The organism is Acinetobacter sp. ANC_7511, from assembly GCF_056779975.1.
The window spans coordinates 56,027-79,733 of the sequence record NZ_JBWYIY010000015.1; the positions used below are offsets into that span (position 1 = coordinate 56,027).

The 23,707-nt window shown below is 35.8% G+C and carries 22 protein-coding genes and 2 tRNA genes; 20 read left to right on the forward strand and 4 right to left on the reverse strand.

Going from position 1 to position 23,707, the window contains the following annotated elements; all coding sequences use genetic code 11:
- The first annotated feature begins 5 nt into the window (after positions 1-5).
- The 11 genes from AC1M9L_RS11255 to AC1M9L_RS11305 all read left to right on the forward strand — a co-directional run bounded on the left by AC1M9L_RS11255 (position 6) and on the right by AC1M9L_RS11305 (position 12,166).
- Positions 6-1,181: a DegT/DnrJ/EryC1/StrS family aminotransferase gene (locus AC1M9L_RS11255; protein WP_481592159.1), complete on the forward strand. Its 1,176-nt coding sequence runs from the start codon at positions 6-8 to the stop codon at positions 1,179-1,181.
- Positions 1,182-1,231: 50 nt separating this feature from the next.
- The gene (locus AC1M9L_RS11260) at positions 1,232-3,091 is read left to right on the forward strand and encodes a polysaccharide biosynthesis protein (protein ID WP_481592160.1); all 1,860 of its coding nucleotides are present in this window, start codon (positions 1,232-1,234) and stop codon (positions 3,089-3,091) included.
- Positions 3,092-3,208: 117 nt separating this feature from the next.
- A complete protein-coding gene (gene rfbB, locus AC1M9L_RS11265; protein WP_481592161.1) occupies positions 3,209-4,267 on the forward strand; it encodes a dTDP-glucose 4,6-dehydratase in 1,059 nt (352 codons plus the stop codon).
- A complete protein-coding gene (gene rfbA / locus AC1M9L_RS11270) occupies positions 4,267-5,139 on the forward strand; it encodes a glucose-1-phosphate thymidylyltransferase RfbA (RefSeq protein WP_481592162.1) in 873 nt (290 codons plus the stop codon). Before rfbB ends, rfbA begins: the two co-directional genes overlap by 1 nt.
- Positions 5,140-5,994: a WxcM-like domain-containing protein gene (locus AC1M9L_RS11275; protein WP_481592163.1), complete on the forward strand. Its 855-nt coding sequence runs from the start codon at positions 5,140-5,142 to the stop codon at positions 5,992-5,994. It begins immediately after the preceding gene.
- Positions 5,991-7,106 (forward strand): DegT/DnrJ/EryC1/StrS family aminotransferase, encoded by a 1,116-nt coding sequence (locus tag AC1M9L_RS11280; protein ID WP_481592164.1) that lies wholly within the window; start codon positions 5,991-5,993, stop codon positions 7,104-7,106. Before AC1M9L_RS11275 ends, AC1M9L_RS11280 begins: the two co-directional genes overlap by 4 nt.
- 2 nt (positions 7,107-7,108) lie before the next feature.
- Entirely contained in the window at positions 7,109-8,422 is a 1,314-nt protein-coding gene (locus tag AC1M9L_RS11285; RefSeq protein WP_481592165.1) for a CDP-glycerol glycerophosphotransferase family protein, read from the forward strand.
- On the forward strand, positions 8,415-8,876 hold the full coding sequence (tagD, locus tag AC1M9L_RS11290; protein ID WP_481592166.1) for a glycerol-3-phosphate cytidylyltransferase: 462 nt from the start codon (positions 8,415-8,417) through the stop codon (positions 8,874-8,876). The genes AC1M9L_RS11285 and tagD overlap by 8 nt, the downstream gene beginning before the upstream one ends.
- Before the next feature lie 4 nt (positions 8,877-8,880).
- Complete coding sequence (locus AC1M9L_RS11295; protein WP_481592167.1) at positions 8,881-10,320, forward strand: lipopolysaccharide biosynthesis protein; 1,440 nt, start codon at positions 8,881-8,883, stop codon at positions 10,318-10,320.
- Positions 10,321-10,336: 16 nt separating this feature from the next.
- Positions 10,337-11,188 (forward strand): glycosyltransferase family 2 protein, encoded by an 852-nt coding sequence (locus AC1M9L_RS11300; RefSeq protein WP_481592168.1) that lies wholly within the window; start codon positions 10,337-10,339, stop codon positions 11,186-11,188.
- 21 nt (positions 11,189-11,209) lie between these two features.
- Positions 11,210-12,166: a glycosyltransferase family 2 protein gene (locus tag AC1M9L_RS11305; RefSeq protein ID WP_481592169.1), complete on the forward strand. Its 957-nt coding sequence runs from the start codon at positions 11,210-11,212 to the stop codon at positions 12,164-12,166.
- Here AC1M9L_RS11305 and AC1M9L_RS11310 read toward each other — a convergent pair.
- Positions 12,158-13,381: an EpsG family protein gene (locus AC1M9L_RS11310; protein ID WP_481592170.1), complete on the reverse strand. Its 1,224-nt coding sequence runs from the start codon at positions 13,379-13,381 to the stop codon at positions 12,158-12,160. The genes AC1M9L_RS11305 and AC1M9L_RS11310 overlap by 9 nt on opposite strands.
- An 82-nt stretch (positions 13,382-13,463) precedes the next feature.
- Between AC1M9L_RS11310 and AC1M9L_RS11315 the strand changes: the two genes are divergently transcribed.
- The 7 genes from AC1M9L_RS11315 to galE are packed head-to-tail and all read left to right on the forward strand — an operon-like array spanning position 13,464 to position 20,841.
- Positions 13,464-14,507, forward strand: a complete 1,044-nt coding sequence (locus AC1M9L_RS11315) for a glycosyltransferase family 4 protein (protein ID WP_481592171.1) — start codon at positions 13,464-13,466, stop codon at positions 14,505-14,507.
- Positions 14,508-14,513: 6 nt separating this feature from the next.
- Positions 14,514-15,344, forward strand: coding sequence for a glycosyltransferase (locus AC1M9L_RS11320; RefSeq protein ID WP_481592172.1), 831 nt, complete (start codon positions 14,514-14,516; stop codon positions 15,342-15,344).
- A 15-nt stretch (positions 15,345-15,359) separates the two neighbouring features.
- A complete protein-coding gene (locus tag AC1M9L_RS11325; protein ID WP_481592173.1) occupies positions 15,360-15,983 on the forward strand; it encodes a sugar transferase in 624 nt (207 codons plus the stop codon).
- A 27-nt stretch (positions 15,984-16,010) separates the two neighbouring features.
- A complete protein-coding gene (galU, locus tag AC1M9L_RS11330; protein WP_481592174.1) occupies positions 16,011-16,886 on the forward strand; it encodes a UTP--glucose-1-phosphate uridylyltransferase GalU in 876 nt (291 codons plus the stop codon).
- Between the two features lie 13 nt (positions 16,887-16,899).
- Positions 16,900-18,156, forward strand: a complete 1,257-nt coding sequence (locus tag AC1M9L_RS11335) for a nucleotide sugar dehydrogenase (protein WP_481592175.1) — start codon at positions 16,900-16,902, stop codon at positions 18,154-18,156.
- Positions 18,156-19,829 carry a glucose-6-phosphate isomerase gene (gene pgi / locus AC1M9L_RS11340; RefSeq protein ID WP_481592176.1) on the forward strand — a complete coding sequence of 558 codons (1,674 nt, stop codon included), beginning with the start codon at positions 18,156-18,158 and terminating at the stop codon, positions 19,827-19,829. Before AC1M9L_RS11335 ends, pgi begins: the two co-directional genes overlap by 1 nt.
- Entirely contained in the window at positions 19,822-20,841 is a 1,020-nt protein-coding gene (gene galE / locus AC1M9L_RS11345) for a UDP-glucose 4-epimerase GalE (RefSeq protein ID WP_481592177.1), read from the forward strand. The genes pgi and galE overlap by 8 nt, the downstream gene beginning before the upstream one ends.
- 39 nt (positions 20,842-20,880) lie before the next feature.
- Here the strand turns inward: galE and AC1M9L_RS11350 are convergent, their stop codons facing one another.
- The 3 genes from AC1M9L_RS11350 to AC1M9L_RS11360 all read right to left on the reverse strand — a co-directional run bounded on the left by AC1M9L_RS11350 (position 20,881) and on the right by AC1M9L_RS11360 (position 22,717).
- Positions 20,881-22,251 (reverse strand): phosphohexomutase domain-containing protein, encoded by a 1,371-nt coding sequence (locus AC1M9L_RS11350; protein ID WP_481592178.1) that lies wholly within the window; start codon positions 22,249-22,251, stop codon positions 20,881-20,883.
- A gap of 270 nt (positions 22,252-22,521) precedes the next feature.
- Positions 22,522-22,597: transfer RNA gene (locus AC1M9L_RS11355), tRNA-Gly, on the reverse strand.
- 47 nt (positions 22,598-22,644) lie between these two features.
- Positions 22,645-22,717, reverse strand: a tRNA-Gly gene (locus AC1M9L_RS11360).
- A 227-nt stretch (positions 22,718-22,944) separates the two neighbouring features.
- Between AC1M9L_RS11360 and AC1M9L_RS11365 the strand changes: the two genes are divergently transcribed.
- Together AC1M9L_RS11365 and AC1M9L_RS11370 are read left to right on the forward strand one after the other, a co-directional pair.
- Positions 22,945-23,253, forward strand: a complete 309-nt coding sequence (locus AC1M9L_RS11365) for a BolA family protein (RefSeq protein WP_481592179.1) — start codon at positions 22,945-22,947, stop codon at positions 23,251-23,253.
- A gap of 26 nt (positions 23,254-23,279) precedes the next feature.
- Positions 23,280-23,672 (forward strand): SirB2 family protein, encoded by a 393-nt coding sequence (locus AC1M9L_RS11370; RefSeq protein ID WP_180028969.1) that lies wholly within the window; start codon positions 23,280-23,282, stop codon positions 23,670-23,672.
- The last annotated feature ends 35 nt before the right edge of the window (positions 23,673-23,707 follow it).

Consider the following 23,707-nt stretch of genomic DNA (forward strand, 5'->3'; position numbering starts at 1 on the left):
ATTCCATGTTAAACAGTGAATTTGAGCCTTGGCCAAGCTTTACCCAAGCAGAAGCCGATGCGGTGTCAAACGTCCTTCTTTCCAATAAAGTCAATTATTGGACAGGTCAGGAATGCCGTGAATTTGAAAAGGAATTTGCACAGTTCGTTGGAACAAAACACGCCGTTGCCGTCGCGAATGGCACAGTGGCATTGGATTTAGCCCTCAAAGCTTTAGGTGTAGGTGAGGGGGATGATGTGATTGTCACTTCACGTACCTTTTTAGCGTCTGCAAGCTCGATTGTGACCGCAGGTGCCAATCCAATTTTTGCTGATGTTGAACTCGATTCGCAAAACATTTCACGCCGTACTATTGAAGCGGTGCTGACCCCGAATACCAAAGCCATTATTTGTGTACATTTGGCAGGTTGGATGTGTGATATGGGTCCAATCATGCAATTGGCTGAGGAAAAAGGCATTGTCGTGATTGAAGACTGCGCCCAAGCACATGGTGCGATGTATAAAGGTAAATCCGCAGGTTCAATCGGTCATATTGGTGCATGGTCATTCTGCCAAGATAAGATTATGACCACCGGTGGTGAAGGCGGGATGGTCACCACCAATGATGAACATCTTTGGAAAAAAATGTGGTCATACAAAGATCATGGCAAAAACTTCGATAGCGTCTATAACAAACAACACCCACCGGGTTTCCGTTGGTTGCACGACTCCTTTGGCACCAACTGGCGCATGATGGAGATGCAAGCGGTGATAGGCCGTTTGCAACTGAAAGAAATGCCTGAATGGACTGCAAAACGTAATGTCAACATGGCGCGTATCCAAGCCATATTTGAAAATAGTCCTTATTTTACAGTCGCAAAACCATCATCTGATTATGTACATGCAAGTTATAAATGCTATGTGCAGGTCAATGTTGATGCTCTGCCTGAAGGCTGGTCACGTGATCGCATTATGGCGGAAATCAGCGCGCAAGCGGTGCCGTGTTTTAGTGGCTCATGTTCAGAAGTGTATTTAGAAAAAGCTTTTGATGAGACACCGTGGCGTCCAGAAACACGTTTAGCCAATGCGAAAGCATTAGGTGAAAGCAGTCTGATGTTCTTGATACATCCAACACTGTCTGAACAAAGCCTGCAAAAAACCATAGATGCGATTCAAAGCGTGATTGCCAAGATTCAAGCCTAAAACAGCGTATAATCACAGCGTGCTTTTTCAGCCATGATAACTGAGCCTAAATGAAAGATTTTATTCGTTCCATTGCATCTTTACCGCGTCGCCAAAAACAAGTGGTTTTGGTGACCATGGACATGTGCATGCTGCCTTTGATGATGTGGCTGGCCTATGCCATTCGTTTGGCGCGACCAAATGTCACTGTGATGCAAGGTCTTGAGGCTTGGTATATCTATGTTGCCATCGCAGGTGTACTGATTTTTGCTTTGCTCGGGATTTACCGCGCCATCGTGCGTTCATTTAACGAAGATTATTTACTGCGTATTTCGATCGGGACATTTATTCAAATTGTGGCGTTGTATGCCATCAAAAAATTAGATGTCGCCTTTATTCCAATGAGTATCCCACTCATGTACGGCTTTATGCTGTTTTCTTACATGTGGTGGAGTCGTGTGGTGATTCGTTATGCGACGCTTAAAACCTTTGCCAAAAAGCAGACTCGTAAACGCGTGGCAATTTATGGAGCAGGATTGGCAGGACAACAAATTGCAGCCGCTTTAAATCGTTCCGATGATTATTTACCTGTCTGTTTTATTGATGATAAAAAATCATTGCGAGGTCAGTCTTTAAGTGGATTAAAGATTTATTCACCGAAAAAAGCGCAAAAGAAACTCGGTAAATTTGGTATCGAGGAAGTTTTACTTGCCATGCCATCGGTCGGACGTGCGCGTAAAAAGGAAATTATTGAATCCTTTGAAGCCACTGACGTCAAAATCATGGAATTGCCTGGTGTCACCCAACTGGTCGATGGAAAAGTCAAAGTATCTGATATCCGTGAAGTGGATATCATTGATTTATTGGGTCGTGATCCTGTACCACCTAAGCCTGAGCTACTAGAAAAGAATATTAAAGATAAAGTCGTGATGGTGACTGGGGCAGGGGGGTCGATCGGCTCAGAATTGTGTCGTCAGATTGTCAAGCATCAACCTAAAATATTGGTGCTGTTTGAAATGTCTGAATTTGCGTTGTACTCGATTGATCGTGAATTGCAGACTTCAGGAGTGCAGGTGATTCCAATTTTAGGTTCGGTGACAAATCAAGTAAAATTGGAACGCATTTTGCAACAATACAGCGTGCAAACGGTGTATCACGCTGCAGCATATAAGCATGTACCTTTGGTTGAAGCCAATCCTTTTGAGGGTATTTATAACACCTCGATTGGTACACAGCGCAGTGTCGATGCTGCAGTGGCTCAAGGGGTGGAAACTTTTGTGCTGATTTCGACCGATAAAGCGGTACGTCCGACCAATGTGATGGGGGCGTCAAAGCGCATGGCAGAACTCTATTGCCAAGGTTTAGCATCGACTCATCCTAAAACACAAATCAGTATTGTACGTTTTGGTAATGTTTTAGGTTCGTCAGGTTCAGTAGTGCCACTGTTTAAAAAGCAGATTGCGCAAGGTGGTCCTGTGACAGTGACCCATCCTGAAGTGACGCGTTACTTTATGACCATTCCTGAAGCTGCGCAGCTTGTGATTCAAGCTGGTGCAATGGGCACGGGTGGTGATGTGTTCCTACTTGATATGGGGGAGTCGGTTAAAATTGTAGACCTTGCAAAACAAATGATTCGCTTAAGTGGTTTCCGTCCTATGGATGACAATGGAATTGGCGACATTGAAATTCAATTTACGGGTTTACGTCCAGGTGAAAAGCTGTATGAAGAGTTATTGATTGATCAAGAAGGTGTGGAAATAACAGGACATGAGCGAATTCTAAAGTCTTATGAAAAGTATTTTTCATTCGCTGATATTCATGAAGCTTTTCTTTTATGTCAGGAAATACATCTGAAAGAAAATTTGTATGAATTGACTCAGTTATTTATTATATTTGTAGATGGTTATATATCAAACGAAATTGATAGCTAAGTTAAAAGAAAATGCTGTATTTACAATTTTAATGACTCCCGAATGTTATAATGACATTGTTTAATGCTGAATATTCTCAATGGCTTTATAAAGTTAGTTCTATAATTTAGGGTATATATGAAAATTCTAGTGACAGGTGGTGCTGGTTTTATTGGATCAGCAGTTGTAAGACATATTATAAAAAATACTAATAACCAAGTTTTGAATATAGATAAGCTTACTTATGCGGGTAACTTAGAGTCTCTTAAAGAAGTAGATCAAAATGAGCGCTATCATTTTGATCAAATTGATATCTGTGATGCCGAGGCTTTAATAAACGCTTTGGAATATTTTAAACCAGATTTAATCATGCACTTGGCCGCAGAATCTCATGTTGATCGTTCGATTGATGGACCTGCAGAATTTATAAGAACTAATATTGTAGGAACATATACGCTTTTAGAGGTGAGTCGTAAATATTGGTTAAGCTTAGATGCAGAGAAAAAACAATTATTTAGATTTCACCATATTTCTACAGACGAAGTATATGGTGACTTAGATGGTACAGCGGATTTATTTACTGAAACTACATCTTATGCACCGAGTTCACCTTATTCGGCAAGTAAAGCAAGCTCTGATCATCTAGTGCGAGCATGGCAACGCACTTATGGTTTGCCGACCATCATCACCAATTGCTCAAATAATTATGGTCCTTACCATTTTCCTGAAAAATTGATTCCTTTAGTGATTTTAAATGCTTTAGAAGGCAAAGCGCTTCCAATTTATGGTAAAGGTGATCAAATTCGCGATTGGTTATATGTAGAAGACCATGCTAGAGCATTATATAAAGTAGTGACTGAAGGTGTTGTCGGAGAGACGTACAACATTGGTGGGCACAATGAAAAACAAAACATTGAAGTAGTTAAAACGATTTGTAAAATTTTAGATGAGCTGAGACCTCAAGCGAATGCAGAGCCTTATGAAAGTTTAATTACTTTTGTCAAAGATCGTCCAGGTCATGATTTACGTTATGCGATTGATGCAACTAAAATTGGCAATGAGTTAGGTTGGAAGCCTGAAGAGACCTTTGAAAGTGGTATCAGAAAAACAGTTGAATGGTATTTAAATAATTTAGATTGGTGTCGCCGAGTTCAAGATGGCAGTTACCAGCGTGAGAGATTAGGTGTGAAGTTATAATGAGTACAAAAGGTATTATTTTAGCGGGTGGATCTGGTACACGCTTATATCCAATTACAAAAGGAATTTCAAAGCAGTTACTTCCAATTTATGATAAACCGATGGTGTATTACCCGCTTTCAGTTTTAATGTTGGCTGGTATTCGGGAAGTTTTAATTATTAGTACACCAGATGATATTGATGGTTTTAAACGCTTACTAGGTGATGGGTCGCAGTTTGGCATCCATTTAGAATATGCAATTCAGCCAAGTCCCGATGGTTTGGCACAAGCTTTTATTATTGGTGAAAAGTTTATTGGTGAGAGCAATGTTTGTTTGGTTCTAGGCGATAATATTTTTTATGGCCAAGGTTTTACACCAATGTTAAAACAAGCTGTTGCTCGAGCGAAAGGTGCAACCGTATTTGGTTACCAAGTAAAAGACCCTGAGCGTTTTGGGGTAGTGGAGTTTGATGAGAAAAAACGAGCAATTTCATTAGAAGAAAAACCTAAACAACCAAAATCAAATTTTGCTGTGACTGGTTTGTATTTTTATGACAATGATGTCATTCAAATTGCAAAGCAAGTTAAGCCATCAGATCGTGGTGAATTAGAAATTACTACAGTGAATCAAATGTATTTGGAGCGTGGTGATCTTAATGTAGAGTTGCTAGGGCGTGGTTTCGCATGGCTAGATACTGGAACACATGCAAGTTTACTTGAAGCAGCACAGTTTGTAGAGACTTTAGAAAAACGACAAGGTTATAAAGTTGCTTGCTTGGAAGAAATTTCTTTGAGTAACGGTTGGTTAACCAAAGAGAAAGTATTAGAAATAGGTCAAAGTATGAGTAAGAATGATTATGGGCAATATCTAATTTCTTTGGTAAGTGAATAAATGAGTTTAGTGAAATTAATTGACTTACCGAGTTTCGGCGATGAAAGAGGTGGTCTGGTTGCGCTTGAGTCGAATCAATCTATTCCTTTTGAGATAAAACGCTTATATTACATTTTTAATACATCGAATAAACCACGAGGATTTCATGCACACATTGACTTAAAACAGGTTGCGATCTGTTTGAAGGGAAGTTGTCGTTTTATTTTGGATAATGGTCATAATCAAGAAGAAGTAATTCTAGAATCTCCAACTAAGGGATTAATTATCGATTCTTTGATGTGGCGAGAAATGCATGATTTTTCAGAGGATTGTGTGCTTCTTGTACTCGCTAGCGAGCATTTTTCAGAGGATGATTATATAAGAGATTACAGTTCATTTTTAAAAATGGTGAATAAACCATTTATACACCCTCTATCAGATGTAAAATCAGAAAAAATTGGCTTAAAGACTAAAATTTGGCAATTTAGTATTGTATTTCCTGATGCAATCATTGGTGAAAATTGCAATATCTGTGCGCATACATTGATTGAAAATGATGTAAAAATAGGAAATAACGTTACGGTTAAGTCAGGTGTTTACATTTGGGATGGTATAACGCTTGAAGATAATGTATTTGTTGGCCCATGTGTAACTTTTACAAATGACAAAAGACCAAGATCAAAACAGTATCCTGATTCTTTCCCAAAGACATTGATTAAGAAAGGAGCAAGTGTGGGGGCAAATGCTACAGTACTACCAGGGATTACTATTGGTGAAAATGCACTGATTGGGGCTGGAGCTGTTGTGACAAAAGATGTGCCACCAAATGCAGTAGTTGTAGGCAATCCAGCATATATTAAAGGTTATACAGAATGATTCCTTTTCTTGATTTAAAAAGTGTTAATAAACAACATCGCGATGAATTAATAGAAGCCTGTACCCGAGTTATAGATTCAGGTTGGTATATTGGTGGAAATGAGTTAGAGCGTTTTGAACAAAATTTTGCAAACTATTGTGGAACAAAATTTGCCATAGGTGTTGCAAATGGTCTTGATGCTTTAATTCTTACATTGCGTGCATGGAAAGAGTTAGGAAAAATTACTGATGGTGATGAGGTTGTTGTTCCATCGAATACATACATTGCCAGTATTCTTGCTATTACAGCCAATAATTTAACACCTGTATTGGTTGAGCCTGATATTAATACCTATAATATAGATCCATTAAAAATAGAAGAAGTAATAACGCCTAAAACTCGTGTTATTTTGCCTGTGCATTTGTATGGGCAACTTTCTAATATGCCAAAAATTATAGATATCGCAAAAAAATATAATTTATTAGTTTTAGAGGATTCAGCGCAAGCACATGGCGCACAGATAGGAGGGAAAAAAGCAGGGAATTGGGGTGACGCATCAGGCTTTAGTTTTTATCCTGGTAAAAATTTGGGTGCATTAGGTGATGCAGGTGCTATCACGACTAATGATATTGAATTAGCAACAATGTTAAAAGCATTACGTAATTATGGATCACAAGAAAAATATAAAAATTTAGTCCAAGGTGTGAATAGTCGATTAGATGAAATTCAAGCGGCTATGTTGGATATTAAGCTTAACTATTTAGATCAAGAAACTCAGCATAGACGCCAAATTGCGACTTTATATCTGAATGGAATAAAGAATCCTCTTATTAAGCTTCCATTGGATAATGTGGATGTTGAAGCCTGCGATCAGCATGTTTGGCACCTATTTGTAATTCGTACGAATAAACGTGACGCATTACAAAAGTATTTATTAGATCATAATATTCAGACGTTAATTCATTATCCAATCCCTCCACATAAGCAGAAAGCATATAAAGAGTTGAATGGTCATAGCTATCCTTTAACTGAAGCTCTACATGAAGAAGTTCTAAGTTTACCTATTAGCCCTGTAATGCATGTTGATGAAGTTCAATCAGTAATAGAAGTTATCAATTCTTTTGTAGGGTAATTATGTTAGATCTATTTAAAAAACTATTGCCTAAAGCTGTAAAGAATTGGCTATACCCTTTTAAGATGAATTTAGTGGATAATCCAAAAAAGAGAAAGCTGTTTTTGCACATGCAAAATAAGCATCAAGAGCTTTTACAACAAATGAAAGGCAAAAAAAAAGTCAAAGTAGTTTTTTTAGCTATTCATAAAAGCGTTTGGAAAGTTGATCCAGTTTTTCAAAAAATGCTTAATGACCCCTTCTTTGAGCCTGTAATACTTGTATGTCCTTATACTGTTTATGGGGAAAAACGTATGAAGCAGGATATGCAAGAATGCTATGAGTATTTCAAAGAGAAAGGATATCCATTACTTTCTTCTTATAATGTAGAAGAACAACGTTGGATCACACTTGAAGAAATACAACCAGATATTGTGTTCTTTACTAATCCACACAACTTAACACGTAAGGAATATTATGAAGATGCTTATTTAAATTATTTGAGCTGTTATGTACCTTATCATCATGAAGTTGGTTCTTATGGAAATAATATTGATCAATATGATCAATATTTTCATAATGCAATGATGACTATTTTTGCAACACATAATGCATCTTACGAATTGTTTAAAAAAACTGCTCAATCTAACGCTGCTAATGTAATTGTCACTGGTTATCCAGCGATGGAAGAGTTAATGGATTTAAAAGAGAAAAAGGTTGTATCCGAAGTTTGGAAAAATAATGATACAAGGCTAAAAGTGATTTGGGCCCCACATCATACGATTGATGATCCAGTTTTGCCTTATTCAAACTTTTTGAAATATGCTGATAAGTTTAAAGAGCTTGCACTAACTAAAGCAGAATATATAACATGGTGCTTTAAGCCACATCCTATTTTAAAGTCAAAACTGTATTTGCACCCAGAATGGGGAGTAAAGAGAACTGATGAGTTTTATGCTTTTTGGCGTGATAATGAATTTAGTCAATTAAGTGAAGGTAGTTATTATAATCTTTTTGCTGAATCGGATTTCATGATTCATGATTCAGGGTCTTTTTTAGCAGAATATCTATATTTAGAGAAGCCTGTGATGTACCTATTACATGAAAATAATCATGGAAATTATTACAGTAAGTTTGGTCAAGCAGCATTAATGGCATGTGAGATTGGCTACTCATTTGATGACATAATTAAGTTTGTTGATAAGCAATTAAATTATGGTTGTGAAATAAAAAGTGAACATAAATTTTTTATCGATAACTATATATTACCATATTTTAAGTTAAGGCCATCAGACCAAATAGTGGATATTATCAAAGGTAAAATAAAAAGTGTGTAAAACAGTTATTACTTATGGAACATTTGATATGTTTCATGTTGGACACTTAAATCTAATTAAAAGATTATCTTCTTTAGGGGATAGATTGATAGTAGGTGTTTCTACAGATGAATTTAATGAACAAAAAGGTAAGCAATGCATCATTCCATATGAACAGAGAAAATATATAGTAGAAAATATCAAAGGAGTTGATTTGGTGATTCCCGAAAAAAGTTGGGAACAAAAAAAACAAGATATCATAGATAATGATGTAAGTTTATTTGTGATGGGGGATGATTGGAAAGGGAAATTTGATTTCCTGTCTGAGTATTGTGAAGTAAAATATTTGACAAGAACCGAAGGTATATCAACTACACATTTAAAAACAGTTTTAAGTAGACCAATGGATAAATTTAAAAATGATATAGATGAGGTTTTTAAGTTAATGGAAACTATAAAACAGAATTTAAACTGAATCTATGTCTCTTAAAAAAAAAGCTTTACATGGCTTCGCTTGGAGTATTACAGATAAGTTAATTAATCAAATTGGTTATTTGGCTGTAACTATATATCTAGCAAGATTAATAGGTCCAGAAAGTTATGGGCTTATTGGCATGCTTACAATTTTTATACTGTTAGCAGAAAGTGTTGTTAGTAATGGTTTTTCTTCAGCTTTAGTACAGCGTAGTAAAGACTTAAGTGAAGCTGATGAAAATACAGTATTTTTTATTAATATAGCATGGAGTATTGCAATTTACGTGATGCTCTATCTCGTAGCTCCATTCATTGCATACTTTTATAATGAGCCGAAACTTTTAGATATTTCACGAGTGCTTTTTGTGCTCGTGATCATTAATTCTTTTGCGGTAGTAGTGCGAGCTAAGTTAACGATAAATATAGATTTTAAGAGCCAAACAATATCAAATACCATAGCTAGTTTACTGTCATCTACAGTCGGACTTTATTTGGCATTAAAAGGATACAGCTATTGGGCACTAGTATGGATGTTAGTGATAAAGTCGTTGATTAATACGATTTGTTTGTGGTTCTTTTGCCGTTGGAGCCCAAAGTTAATATTTAGCGTTGAGTCATTCAAGAGTTTATTCAAATTTGGTTCGAATTTAATGATAGCCGGTTTTGTAGCTACTTTTGTGAATAATCTCTATATAGCTTTAATTGGGCGTTATTTTAATGCTACTCAAGTAGGTTACTTTACTCAAGCAAATAATTTAAGTAATAACTTACACCAAGTTATTTCTTCTACTTTACAGGGAGTTACCTACCCAATATTAACTTCAGTTAAAGAGGAAAAAGAGCTACTAGTCAGTATATATAAGAAGTTAATTTCTATTACTATGTTGGTTTCTCTTCCTTTGTTAATGGGGATGGCTGCGGTATCTCATGAGATTGTTTTATTATTATTAGGTGAGGAGTGGCTACTAGTATCTCCTTTACTTAGTATACTTTGTTTTGCACGTGCGATAACACCTATCAGTGCAATAAACATGAATATATTAAATGCCATAGGTAGGTCAGATTTATTTTTAAAAGTCGATTTAATTAAACTTCCACTTACTATTGCAACACTTTTAATATCCGTACCATTTGGTATAGAAGTTCTAGCTTGGTCTATGATGGGCACAACAATTATAGCTTTTTTTATTAATGCTTACTTTCCTGGTAAGTTATTTGGTTTTGGTGCAGGTTCACAACTTAAAGTTGCAACTAAATATATTTTTGCTGCCACAGTTATGTACTCCGTAATCAATTTGGTAAACTTAGATGATATTGTGCTTTGGCAAGTTTTACTGACTAAGATTCTCATAGGTATAATACTGTATCCTTTAATACTTGTTATAATCCGTGACCATATTGTAATGCATTATGTAAATTTACTTATTAGTAAAGTAAGAAGTTGACGGTTAAAAAATTATTATGAATATGAATCCATTAGTATCAGTGGTTATTCCTTGCTACAATCATGAAAAATATGTTAAAGATTGTATTCAGAGTGTAATTGATCAAACTTATACAAATATTGAACTGATTATTATTGATGATGGTTCAAGTGATGATTCTGTGGCGAAAATTCAAGAAATGGTAGAATTTTGCGAAGTAAGATTTACTCATTTTGAATTCAGAAGTCGGCCAAATAAAGGACTTAGTACAACACTAAATGAAGCTATTGAGTGGTGTCAAGGGGAATATTTTTCTATATTAGCTTCAGATGACCTGTTCTTAAATAACAAAATTAAATCTCAAGTTGATTATCTTATTGAAAATAATGACTGTATTGGTTGTTTTGGGGGGTATATTCGAATTGATATTAATGGAATAGAGTTAAATACTATCAAAAAAAATTATAGATGTTATTCTTTTGAAGATATTATATTGCATAAACATGATTTACCAGCTCCGACACAAATGATTAGGTTGCAAATGCTAAAGGCGGTTGGTGGTTACTCTAACCAAATTATAATTGAAGATTGGTATATGTGGTTGAAACTATCTAAAATTGGTAGGTTAGATTATCTGTCAGATATTTTTTCAAAGTATAGAAGTCATTCTGAAAATATTTCTAAAAATGTAGAAATGATGAATTTTGGTCGAAATCAGGTGTTATCTTTATTTAAGGATGATGAATTATATTCGAAGGCCAAGTTGGAAATTGATTGGATATACTTAGCTGAGCTAAAAAATAGTAATTTTGTAAAGTTTATTTTCTTACTATTAATTAAGCTTATGTTAAATCCTAAAAATTATTTTTATAAAATTTTTAATAGATAATGATATTTTGTGAGTTTGAAGATGATTTCAGATAAGCCTTTAGTAAGTGTCTTAATACCAGTTTTTAATGTGGAGAAATTTGTAAAATCCGCTATATTATCAATTATGGAGCAGACATATAAAAATTTACAAATAATTGTTATTGATGATTGTTCATCTGATGAAACATTTAGAATTGTATCTGAATTAGCGAAGTTAGATAAAAGAATATTATTATTGAGGAATAAGGAAAATTTAAAAATTGTAAAAAGTTTAAATAAAGCTTTTGATCATGCCCGAGGAGAATATATTGCTAGGATGGATGGGGATGACTTGTGTGAAAATGATAGAATAGAAAAAATGATTAATTTTATGAAATATAATCAAGAATATAGTCTAGTGGGTACTTCAGTTTTATCTATTGATGAAAATGATAATGTAATTGGTAAGCAAAAAATGCCTAGTAGTTGGAGTAGTATAAAATTATCAATGAAATATGCTTCACCAGTATTACATATTTGGGTTGCTAAATATGAAGTATATAAAAAACTTAAAGGATATAGGGAAATTGTAGGAGTAGAAGATTATGATTTTTTGTTGAGAGCTTATTCTTTAGGATTTAAGTTCATAAATATACCAGATTATAGTTATTCCGTAAGGTTAAGAGGGGGGAACTCCAATACTACTATTGGTTTTAGACAGAGAGTTATGAGTAATTATGTATTAAAACTTTATAATGAAAGGTTGTATCAAGTTGATGACTCATTTAGTCTAAGTAATCTAAATCTTTATTATGAAAATTATAAAGGTAGCGAAGAGAATTATAATAAATCTATGATATTTCTACGTAAATCTATTATTGAGAGATGCAAGGGAAATTATTTAAAAACTATTGTTTTTGTTCTTATATCAATATCTTTATCAAAATTTCAAGCTCAATATATTTTAAAGAGATTGGTGTTTAAGTTTTTAAATAATTTCGAAAAAAAATTACCTTGAGCCTGGTCCTGATATAGGATAACCATCTATATCCGTATTTGATAGAAGTTTTCTATAATCTTCATCAGAATAAAGCATAATCATTAGTGGTGGTTTTATTGCTTGCGTAATATAGTCACCGGTAATGATATGATGTCGATTAATATAAATGTTAATAATTAGTAATGTGTAACTAAAGTAAAATAATAGAAAAATTGATAATATTTTATTTCTTATATTTCTAGTTAATAAAATTATTATTGATAAAATTGCAACGTAACCGGTATATCTGCCAAATGCAATTTCACTAAAATAGCATGCGCATGTTGTAATTAATAAAACATTAATAAAATAGAAGAATTTCATATCTGTTTGATTAGTGTTTTTAATTTTAAAAGCAAAAAGATAAATTGCTATCACTAATAGTTTAATTGATATATTGATATAAAAGAAAATTAAGCCTCGATTTGATTTGTCGGATAAATTGTCAAACTCAGTATATACTGTAAGCGTGTTAAAGTTTTCTGCGAAAAAATTCAAAGAAAAAACAGATTTTAAGATTACAGCGGAAATAAAAAAGCAAATAACAGATAGCATTATTGTTAATAATTTATTTGGTTTAAAATATATACTTATAAAGTAACTAAGAATTAATGGGAAAATGGCGGTATGGGTTATAAATGCCAAAATAAAGTATAAAAAATATTTTTTATTTGATGTCGTTATGATGCTTGTTAAACCATAAAGAAAAAATGCAAAAGATAAGTGTGATCGGAGTCCTAAACTAATGTTAATAGGGTTGATAATCACCAATGTGAATAATATAATAATAAATGTATTCTTTTTACTTAAATTATAATAATTTATTATTCTATCAACGCTTTTAAGCTCTAAAAATACTGTTAAGAATATAAAAATAGAGGGTAGTAGGAAGAAAGGTAGATTAAAAAATTTAAATGTTAATGTTAGATAATCAAAAAAATAGTCATTTGTGTAAAGCCCTATATCTTTTAAGGTGTTAATATTATCAAATCTAAGTAAATATCTATAAATATCATGTACTGGTGGGTTTTTAATAGTTAGAACTGAAAAAAATAAAGCTATTATTATAAATATTAAAGTTCTATTATTTTTTTTATGTACATTATAAATAGAGTAAATAAATCCTAAAATTGGATTTAAGAAGAATAAGATTAAGCTAAAAAATTTTTTTAAATCTATCTTGAGATTCTGCATGAGTTTATACCTAAAAACTAATGTTTTTTATTTCAGCATTATGATATCATAATTAAAATTTTAGTCATCTGTCATCTGAAAAATGAAAGTAGCTTTTTTGATTCCTAAGTTAATTTATTGTGGGCCAATAAACGTGGTTCTTGGAATCATAAACAATATCAGAATGCTTGATCATGATGTTGAGTGTACTATAATTTGTTTGGATGGTTATTTTGATAATTTTTTACTAAATAAAATTGTAGAAGAGAATTTGGCCTCAGTCATTTTTTTTGATAGAAAAATGAACGCTAATGAAGCATTAGATTTATTTTCAAAATTTGATGTTGTTCATTCACATGGATTTTATCCTGATAAAATTCTTTCAAAATTGGATATCCATTCTAAAAAAATTTCAACTGCACATTGTATGTTTTATAGAGATTACCCTAAAGAGTATGGTTTATTTAAGGGCTATTTAGGATCATTTATGCATTTAATTTATTATAAATTTGGTAATTTTGATCATATTGTTGGATGTTCTGATTCTGTTTCTAACTACATTGCTTCTAAAATAAAAAATAAAAACATTATTTCAATTAATAATGGGGTGGATCAAAGAGTTTATAAACCACTTTCAATTCAAGAAAAAATTCTTAAAAGACAGGATTTAGGTTTAAATCGTTATAAGAGATTTTTTATATTTTCTGGTCGAATTATTAGAAGAAAATGTGTTCCTGAACTCATTAGATATTTTTGTAAAAATTCGAAATCCTCAGATTTGTTGATTATTTTGGGTGATGGTGAAGAATTAAATAGATGTAAGATTGAGGCCTTAGATAGTGATAATATTGTTTTTTTAGGACATGTAGATAATCCTCATATTTATTATCAAATTTCTGATTTTATTATATCTAATTCTTCAGCAGAAGGATATCCAATGAGTATTTTAGAGGGTATATCTTGTGGTTGTGTAGGAATTCTATCTAATATAGAGCCTCATGTTGAGTTTATTAAAAAAAATCCTGATTGTGCAATTTTATTAGATGACTTTATTTTTGAAAAAGATTTTTCTACATTATCTTTAGAAAGTTACTATTCCTTATCAGCACGTTATATGACTAGTCTATATTTACAGATATATAGGTAAATAATCATGCTAATTTCAGTTCTTATGTCTTTGTATCATAAAGAGTCTCCTCAAGCGTTGAATCTTTGTTTTGAGAGTATATGGACGGCTCAATCATATAAACCTAATGAAATTATTCTAGTCTTAGATGGGAAAATTGGTTTAGAATTATCTAAAGTTATTGATCTGTGGAAAAATCAACTTGGTACAATATTAAGGGTTATTCCTTTAGAAAGTAATGTAGGGTTAGGTCAGGCATTAAACGAAGGATTGAAATATTGTACTAATGAATGGGTTTTTCGTATGGATACTGATGATATTTGTACATCTGATCGCTTTGAAAAGCAAATTAATTTTATACAGCAAAATCCTGACGTTGTACTTTTTGGGGGGCAAATTTTAGAATTCGATAAAGTTCCTAATGACTCTAAGGTGATCAAATGTGTGCCCCAAAAACACTTCGAAATAATAAAATATGCTAAGTCACGTTGCCCATTTAATCATATGACTATTGCCTATAAAAAGTCTGTTATCCAAAAAGTAGGAGGCTATCGACATCATTTGTTTATGGAAGATTACAATCTTTGGTTAAGAGTAATAGGGCATGGTTTTCAGGTAGCTAATCTTGCAGACATTATATTATATGCTAGAGTTGGTAATGGAATGCATGCAAGACGTAAAGGCCTTGAATATATTAAAAGCGAGAAAAAATTATTAGATCTAAAAAAACAACTCAAACTTCAATCGCCTGTACATGCTAATATATTATTTCTCATCAGATCTGCACTCCGAATTTTACCCAGTGGTATGTTAGGGAAAGTTTATAATAACTTTCTTCGCAAGAAACCTTCTAATTAAAGTGGTACTCATATAATGAAACGCTTGGTGGATATACTGATTGCTCTTGTGGCCTTAATAATTTTATCTCCTGTATTCTTAATTGTGGCGTATAAAGTTCGTCAAAATTTAGGTTCACCTATTTTCTTTCTTCAAGAAAGACCAGGTAAAGATGGTAAACTTTTTAAAATGATTAAGTTTCGATCAATGAAAGATGCTGTTGATAAAAATGGTAATCCTTTGCCTGATGAAGATCGGATCACGCCCTTTGGTCAGAAACTTCGTTCTACGAGTTTGGATGAAATGCCTCAACTCTTTAATGTCATTAAAGGTGATATGAGTGTTGTTGGTCCACGTCCAATGTTAAAAGAATTTGTTGAACTTTATTCACCTGAGCAAGCTCGTCGCTTAGAAGTACGTCCGGGTATGACTGGTTTAGCACAAGTCAGTGGCCGTAACGAACTAGATTATGAAGAACGTTTTAAATGTGACGTTTGGTATGTAGATCACCATAACATTTGTGTTGATTTTAAAATTATGCTCAAAACAGTGAAAGTCATGCTCAAGCGCGAAGGCATCAATGCACCGGGGCATGTAGGTCCTTCTTTATTTGAAGGAAACGAACCAAAAGAAAAGCATGATGAAGTAAAATCATCTTAATTTGAATTTTATTAATTTATATCCATTATGATCAAAAAAGCCATTCTTCCAGTCGCAGGTCTAGGTACACGTTTCTTACCTGCAAGCAAATCTATTCCTAAAGAAATGGTCACTGTCGTTGATCGTCCTGCGATTGAATATGTGGTCAAAGAAGCGATTGCTGCGGGTATTGAACAAATTATTTTAGTCACACATGCTTCAAAAGCATCCATTGAAAACTACTTCGACCGTAGTTTTGAGCTGGAAACGACCTTAGAACAAAAAAAGAAATTTGATTTACTGAAAGAAATTACCGAAATTTTGCCCGCGCATGTGAGTGTGATCAGTGTGCGTCAGCCACAACCCTTAGGTTTAGGTCATGCTGTGTTGTGTGCAAAAGATGTGGTAGCCGATGATGATTTTGCTGTACTACTTCCTGATGTTTTAGTCAAAGATTCGTCAGCGACTAATGACTTGAGCTTAATGATTCAGCGATATAACGAATCACAAGCATCACAAATTATGGTTGAAGCTGTCCCTGACCAGATGGTCGATCAATATGGGATTGTGGATGTTGCTGAGTCACCGCTTGAGGGACAAAGTATCCAAATGCAAGGGATTGTAGAAAAACCTGCAGTGGGTACAGCACCATCGAACTTATCTGTGGTAGGACGTTATATTTTGCCTGCGAAAATCATGCAATTGCTTGAACAAACACCAAAAGGTGCGGGCAATGAAATCCAACTCACCGATGCGATCGCGATGCTTCAACAAACAGACGTGGTAGAAGCCTATCGTATGAAAGGTCAAACCTTTGACTGCGGAAGCAAGTTGGGTTATTTAAAAGCGGTATTGCATTACGGTATGGATCACCCAAGTTTAGGTGAAGCTTTTAAAGTCATGATTAAAGACTTAAAACTTTAAAACGAGTATCGCTATGAATATTGCAGTATTTGGTCAGACCTTGTATGCAGGGGTTATGGCAGCATTGTTGGCTGAATATGGCCATCAAGTCTTCTGGTGTGATCTTTTAAAAAAACCAGCATCGGAACAGGTATATGCTCAGGATCGATCTGTACAAGACTTGCTTGAGAAATTACATCAGACTGGTGCAATAAAATACTGCACATTTGCAGCGATTCCCCTTGATGTGGATGCCTATTTTTTTAGTTTTAATCCGACTGAGCAATTGCAAGGCATTGAAATACTCAAAGCCCTCAAACAACGCACAATCAATCATCCTAAATTAATGATTAATGCATCCACATTGGGTTTACATGGAACTCAAAAGTTTGCTGAACTATTGCCTGAAGATGATTGGGTTTATGTACCAGATGTGATCCAAGAAGGAAATGCATTACGTAGCCTGACGCAAACCTCACAACTGGTCGTTGGTTGTGAGAGTGATCGTGCTAAGCGTGTATTACAAGAGTTATTACGACCGTTCTTTCCACGTGAGCAACAATATCTATTTATGCCAGTGTTAGATGCGGAATTTACCAAGTTAAGCGTATCTGGCATGCTGGCGACCAGAATCAGCTATATCAATGATTTAGCTGTGGTCGCCGAGAAATTAGGCATCGATATCGAGCATGTGCGCCAAGGCTTAGCGGCAGATAGTCGTATTGGTCCTTCTTATTTATATCCAGGTGCAGGGTTTGGTGGGGAAAATTTCTCGCATGATGTACAAACATTGGCCAGTACTGTTTCTGGTACTGGGGCTAAGAGTCAGCTCTTAGCACAAGTCTGGGAAATTAACGAACAGCAAAAGGAAATCCTTTTCCGGAAATTATGGAATCATTTTCAGGGGGATCTGAAAGACAAAGTCGTGGCGATTTGGGGGGCTTCTTTTAAAGAAAATACGGCTCGTATTCAACAATCCCCGATTCATGCCATGTTAAAAGCTTTATGGGCACAAGGGGTTGTGGTTAAACTTCATGATCCACAAGCCTTGAGCGAAATTGAAAAGGTGTATGGTCAGCGCGAAGATTTAATTTATTGCCAAGATCAATATGAAGCAGTGGATGATGCGCATGCGCTTTGTATCCTCACAGCGTGGAAACAGTATTGGTGCCCAAACTATCAAATCCTTAAGAAAATCATGCAACATGCTTTAATTTTAGATGGTCGTAATATTTTAAATCCCGAATATGTGAAGTCGCAGGGCTTTGCTTATAGAGGAGTAGGGCGTTAATGGAACAGCCAAATCAAAAATTGAATTCAGTCGCTGTTGAACAAGCGCTTGACAATCTAGAGCTTTTAAAAAAACAAATAAAACATCAACATTTACGTGATTTTTTTCAGCAAGATTCTAATCGCTTTCAAAATTGTGCGATTCATTTCGAGCCACTCATTTTCGATTATAGTAAGCAGCGTGTTGATGGTCCTGTGCTTGATGCCTTAATTGAGCTGGCTCAAAGCTGTGACTTAGCGGGTTGGATTAAGCGCTTATTCTCTGAAGAGGGGATCAACTACACAGAAAGTCGAGCAGCCATGCATTGGGCATTACGCTTGCCGCAAGATCATACTGAACATTCAAAGATCGCCAATCAAGTGCATCAGCAACTTGATCGTATGTATGCTTTGGTTGAGAAAATACATATGGGGCAGTATCGTGGTGCATCAGGTGAAGTGATTCAAGATGTTGTCAATATTGGGGTAGGGGGATCGGATCTGGGTCCATTGATGGTCAGCCATGCGCTCTCGGATTTTAAACAAACCACTCAAAAGCCATTGAATGTGCATTTTGTATCAACCATGGATGGAAGTCAGTTGTCTGACTTACTGCATAAACTGCGTCCTGAAACCACGCTGTTTATTATTTCTTCCAAGTCATTTGGCACCATTGATACTTTATCCAATGCGCAAACGGCGCGCTTGTGGCTCGAAAAAGCATTGGGTGAAGAGCATGCCATTCTAAAACACCATTTTGTTGGGGTGTCAACCAAGCCTGAGAAAATGACCGAATGGGGAATTTCCCCTGAAAATCAACTGCTCCTTTGGGATTGGGTGGGTGGTCGTTATTCACTGTGGTCATGTATTGGTTTGCCTATTGCATTAAGTATTGGCGTAGAGGGGTTCAAGCAACTGCTCGCAGGGGCCTATGCGATTGACCAGCATTTTCAAAGCACCGCTTTTTCACACAATATTCCGGTGTTGATGGGATTGTTGGGAGTATGGAATAGTAACTTTCTAGCAATGAAAACCCATGCAGTTTTACCCTACGATGGTCGACTCAAATATTTTGCTGCGTATTTGCAACAATTGGAAATGGAGTCCAACGGTAAATCTGTGCAACGCAATGGTGAGAAAACTACGTTAGATACCTGCCCGATTGTATGGGGTGAAGTCGGTCCGAATGCTCAACATGCTTTTTATCAGTTATTGCATCAGGGTACACAGGCGGTCAGCAGTGATTTTTTAGCGCCTGTTAAACGTTATAATGGTGACCAATATACCTATGTAGATAATGCCGAGGCGCTTAAGCAACAGCATTATCTCGCGTTATCCAATTGTTTGGCGCAGTCACGATTATTAGCCTTTGGCAATGATGCTTTAAAGCCTCAAGAGCTTGAGGGATTGCCGCTCTATAAACAATATGACGGTAATCAGCCCAGCACGACAATATTGATAGATGAGCTCAATCCTTATAGTTTGGGTATGTTGATTGCTTTGTATGAGCATAAAGTGTTTGTGCAATCTGTCATTTGGAATATCAATCCTTTTGATCAATGGGGTGTGGAAAAAGGTAAAGAAATTGCCAATCAACTCTTACCTATTCTAAATGGTGAACAAAATGATTTGTCCAAGCTTGATGCGTCGACACAAGGTTTAATTCAGATATTAATAGGAAAAGACAATGCCTAAAGTATTAGTGACGGGTGGTGCAGGTTATATTGGTTCGCATACCTGTGTTGAATTGCTCAATGCAGGGCATGATGTTGTTGTTCTTGATAATTTATCGAATAGCTCACCAGAATCTTTGAATCGCGTTCAAGCTTTAACGTCTAAATCTTTAGAATTTATCGAGGGTGATATTCTTGATCAAGCGATTTTGGATCAAATTTTCCAAAATCATCAGATTGACGCCGTGATTCATTTCGCAGGCTTGAAAGCGGTAGGTGAAAGTCAGCAAATCCCATTGAAGTATTTCGAGAATAATATTTCTGGCTCGATTAGCTTAGTCAAAGCGATGGAACGCGCCAATGTTTTTAATTTAGTCTTTAGCTCTTCTGCAACGGTGTATGATGAAGCCAATGTCTCTCCACTGAATGAAGAGATGCCGACAGGCATGCCAAGTAACAACTATGGCTATACCAAACTGATAGTTGAGCAGTTATTGCAGAAACTCGCACAAGCCGATGCACGCTGGTCAATTGCATTGTTGCGTTACTTTAACCCAGTTGGCGCGCATAAAAGTGGGCAGATTGGTGAAGATCCACAAGGCATTCCAAACAACTTAATGCCTTATGTGACTCAAGTGGCTGTGGGTCGTCGTGAAAAACTATCCATTTTTGGTAATGATTACGATACCGTCGATGGCACGGGTGTGCGTGACTATATCCATGTGGTGGATTTGGCGAATGCCCATTTATGCGCACTGGAAAATCGTTTAAATGCGCAAGGTTGTCGTGCTTGGAATATTGGGACAGGCAATGGCTGTTCAGTGCTAGAGATTAAAAATACCTTTGAAAAAGTCAATGGTATTGAGATCCCATTTGAATTTGCACAGCGCCGTGCAGGGGATGTAGCCATTTCATTTGCAGATAATGCACGTGCAGTTGCTGAATTGGGTTGGACGCCAAAATTGAATCTGGAAGATATGTTGGCAGATAGTTGGAATTGGCAAAAACAAAATCCAAATGGCTATCGTGAATAAAAAAATGGAGCATTACAACGCTCCATTTTTTATGCGGTTTTAAGACTGAATGAGTTGAGTGAGCTCATCGATATAAGCTTGCATCGGCTTTGGATTCTGATCTTTACGGCTTTCAATATTTAATCGCAAAAGAGGCTCTGTATTTGAAGCACGTACATTTAAACGCCATGCACCAAAATCTAAGCTGACCCCATCCGTTTCATCAATGGCTGGATTTTGATTTGCGAAATGATCAAAGATGTTCTGAATGGTTTCTTTTGTATCGGCAACTTTAAAGTTAATCTCGCCAGAACATGGGAATTTTTCAATCATTTCCTCAACCAGAGCAGAGAGTGGTTTTGCCGTTTCAGAGACAACTGAGATTGCCAATAACCATGGAATCATGCCACTGTCGCAATAGGCAAAATCACGGAAGTAGTGGTGCGCTGACATCTCACCACCATACACTGCATTGTGTTCACGCATTTTATCTTTAATGAAGGAGTGGCCTGATTTCGATTGCACAGCTTCACCTTGATATTGTTCAACAATATCGAAGGTATTCCACACCAAACGCGGATCATGCACAATTTTTTCGCCTTTTTGTTTCAGTAAAAATGCTTGTGCTAAGAGACCGACAATGTAATACCCCTCAATGAATTGACCTTTTTCATCAAAAAGGAAACAACGGTCAAAGTCACCATCCCACGCGATGCCCATGTCAGCATGATGTTGAAGTACAGCATTGGAGGTGCTTGCACGGTTTTCAACTAAGATGGGGTTGGGAATACCATTTGGGAAGTTGCCATCCGCTTCATGATGAATTTTGATAAATTCGATTGGAATATTCAGGGTTTTAAATTTTTCTTCGATCGCATCGATCACATGACCTGCAGCACCATTACCCGCATTGACCACGAGTTTTAGTGGTTTGATTTTAGCTGGGTCAATATAGGTCATCAAATGATCGATAAATTCAGGCAAGATATTATAATGCTGAGTTGTGCCTTTGAGTTCGACTGCTTTGAACTGATTTTTTTCAGCAAGAAGTTGAATATCTTTTAAACCCGAGTCTGCTCCAATCGGACGAGCATTTTCACGTACAAGCTTCATGCCGTTATAGTCCATTGGGTTATGGCTAGCTGTTATTTCGATCCCGCCTTGCACATCAAGATGGAATGCACCGAAATAAACTTCCTCAGTCCCCGTCATGCCCAAATCTAAAACATCAACGCCTGCATCATTCAGGCCATTGATGGTAGCTTGTTTCAGTGCTTCACTGGTTAAGCGAACATCGCAACCGACTACCACTTTTTGAGGTTGATAAATTTCGCCATAAGCACGTCCAACACGGTATGCGATATCTTCATTGAGTTCTGTGCCCAATTTTCCGCGGATATCATAGGCTTTGAAACAGGTTAATTTTTCCATGTTAAGGTTCTAATCTATTGAGCAAATTGAATACGAAAATTATAGCGATTTTATGTAAGTCAGGCATAGGTTGAGATGAAAAATTACATTTAAATTCAGTAAATTAATTTACGTTATGATGCTTATTGTTGGTTGTAAATCAAGCAGCGCTCATAAGTGGATGAATTTTTTTGAAAAAAATGTAGTGAAACTTTATTGAATGTAAAAAATTGAATTTATAAAAATTTAATAATAAAAAAGCCCTGATATTGATCAGGGCTTTTTTGAATCTGGAGCGGGAAAGGAGACTCGAACTCCCGACCCCAACCTTGGCAAGGTTATGCTCTACCAACTGAGCTATTCCCGCGGAGTCTATCAATTTTTTAAGTGAAAAAACTGAATGAAAAAATTTTGAGCGGGAAAGGAGACTCGAACTCCCGACCCCAACCTTGGCAAGGTTATGCTCTACCAACTGAGCTATTCCCGCATGCCGTGTATAATACAGCATGAAAAATCAGGGTCAACAACTTTATAAAAAAATATCGTGTGATTGAATAAAATTAAAGCATTTCAATGTATTTCGCTTAATTTTTGATAGGTCTTAAGCTCAAGATTAAAGCGTAACTCTCCAATGGCGGTGTGTTTTATTTACTTTTTATTCTAAAACTTCACGGTATACTGCTGGCAACCAATGAATGCGTGTGGAATGTAAGCATGACTTTAGAGCAACAATTAATTGAGCGTTTACAACAATTGTCTCCTGTGCACTTAGACGTGGTGAATGAGTCATCAGGTCATGGTGGCTATTTCCCTGGTAAAGAATCGCATTTTAAAGTCACTGTTGTAAGTGAAGTGTTTCAAGGCTTACGTTTAGTTCAACGCCATCAAAAAGTATATGCACTGGCGGGTGACCTATTGAGTCCAGGAAAGATTCATGCTTTGGCGATTCATGCTTATGTACCAACTGAATGGACTGGTCAAGCGCCAAGTAGTCCTGAATGTGCACATGCGCCGAAAGCTTAAATTTTAAAAGTAGGAGAGTGGCTGCAATGGATACACACTTAGTCATTAAAATCGTGCATATGTCGAGTTTGCTCTTGTTGATTATTGCTGTATTAGCACGTGCGACAACCTTATATTTTGGCGTCGAAAATCAACAACCCAACCCGAAAGGACGTAAGGCTTATGTTGCGCTTCAACATTTGGCATTTACTTTGGTTATTGGGACAGGCTTGATTTTATTGTTTTTGAATAATTTTCAAGTTCAACCTTGGTTCTATGCCAAAGTGGTCTTAGTGATCGTAATGTTATCTTCATTAATTAAAGCATATCGCCAAGATGCGTCTGTATTGTTAATTCAACGTCGTGCGGGGGTGCTGATTAGTTGTGTCGCATTTATGGCCATTATTGGCATCGTGATGATTAAGCCAACTTTTGGTTAATTGTTAGACACAATCGTTTAGGCTCTCACCCCTCT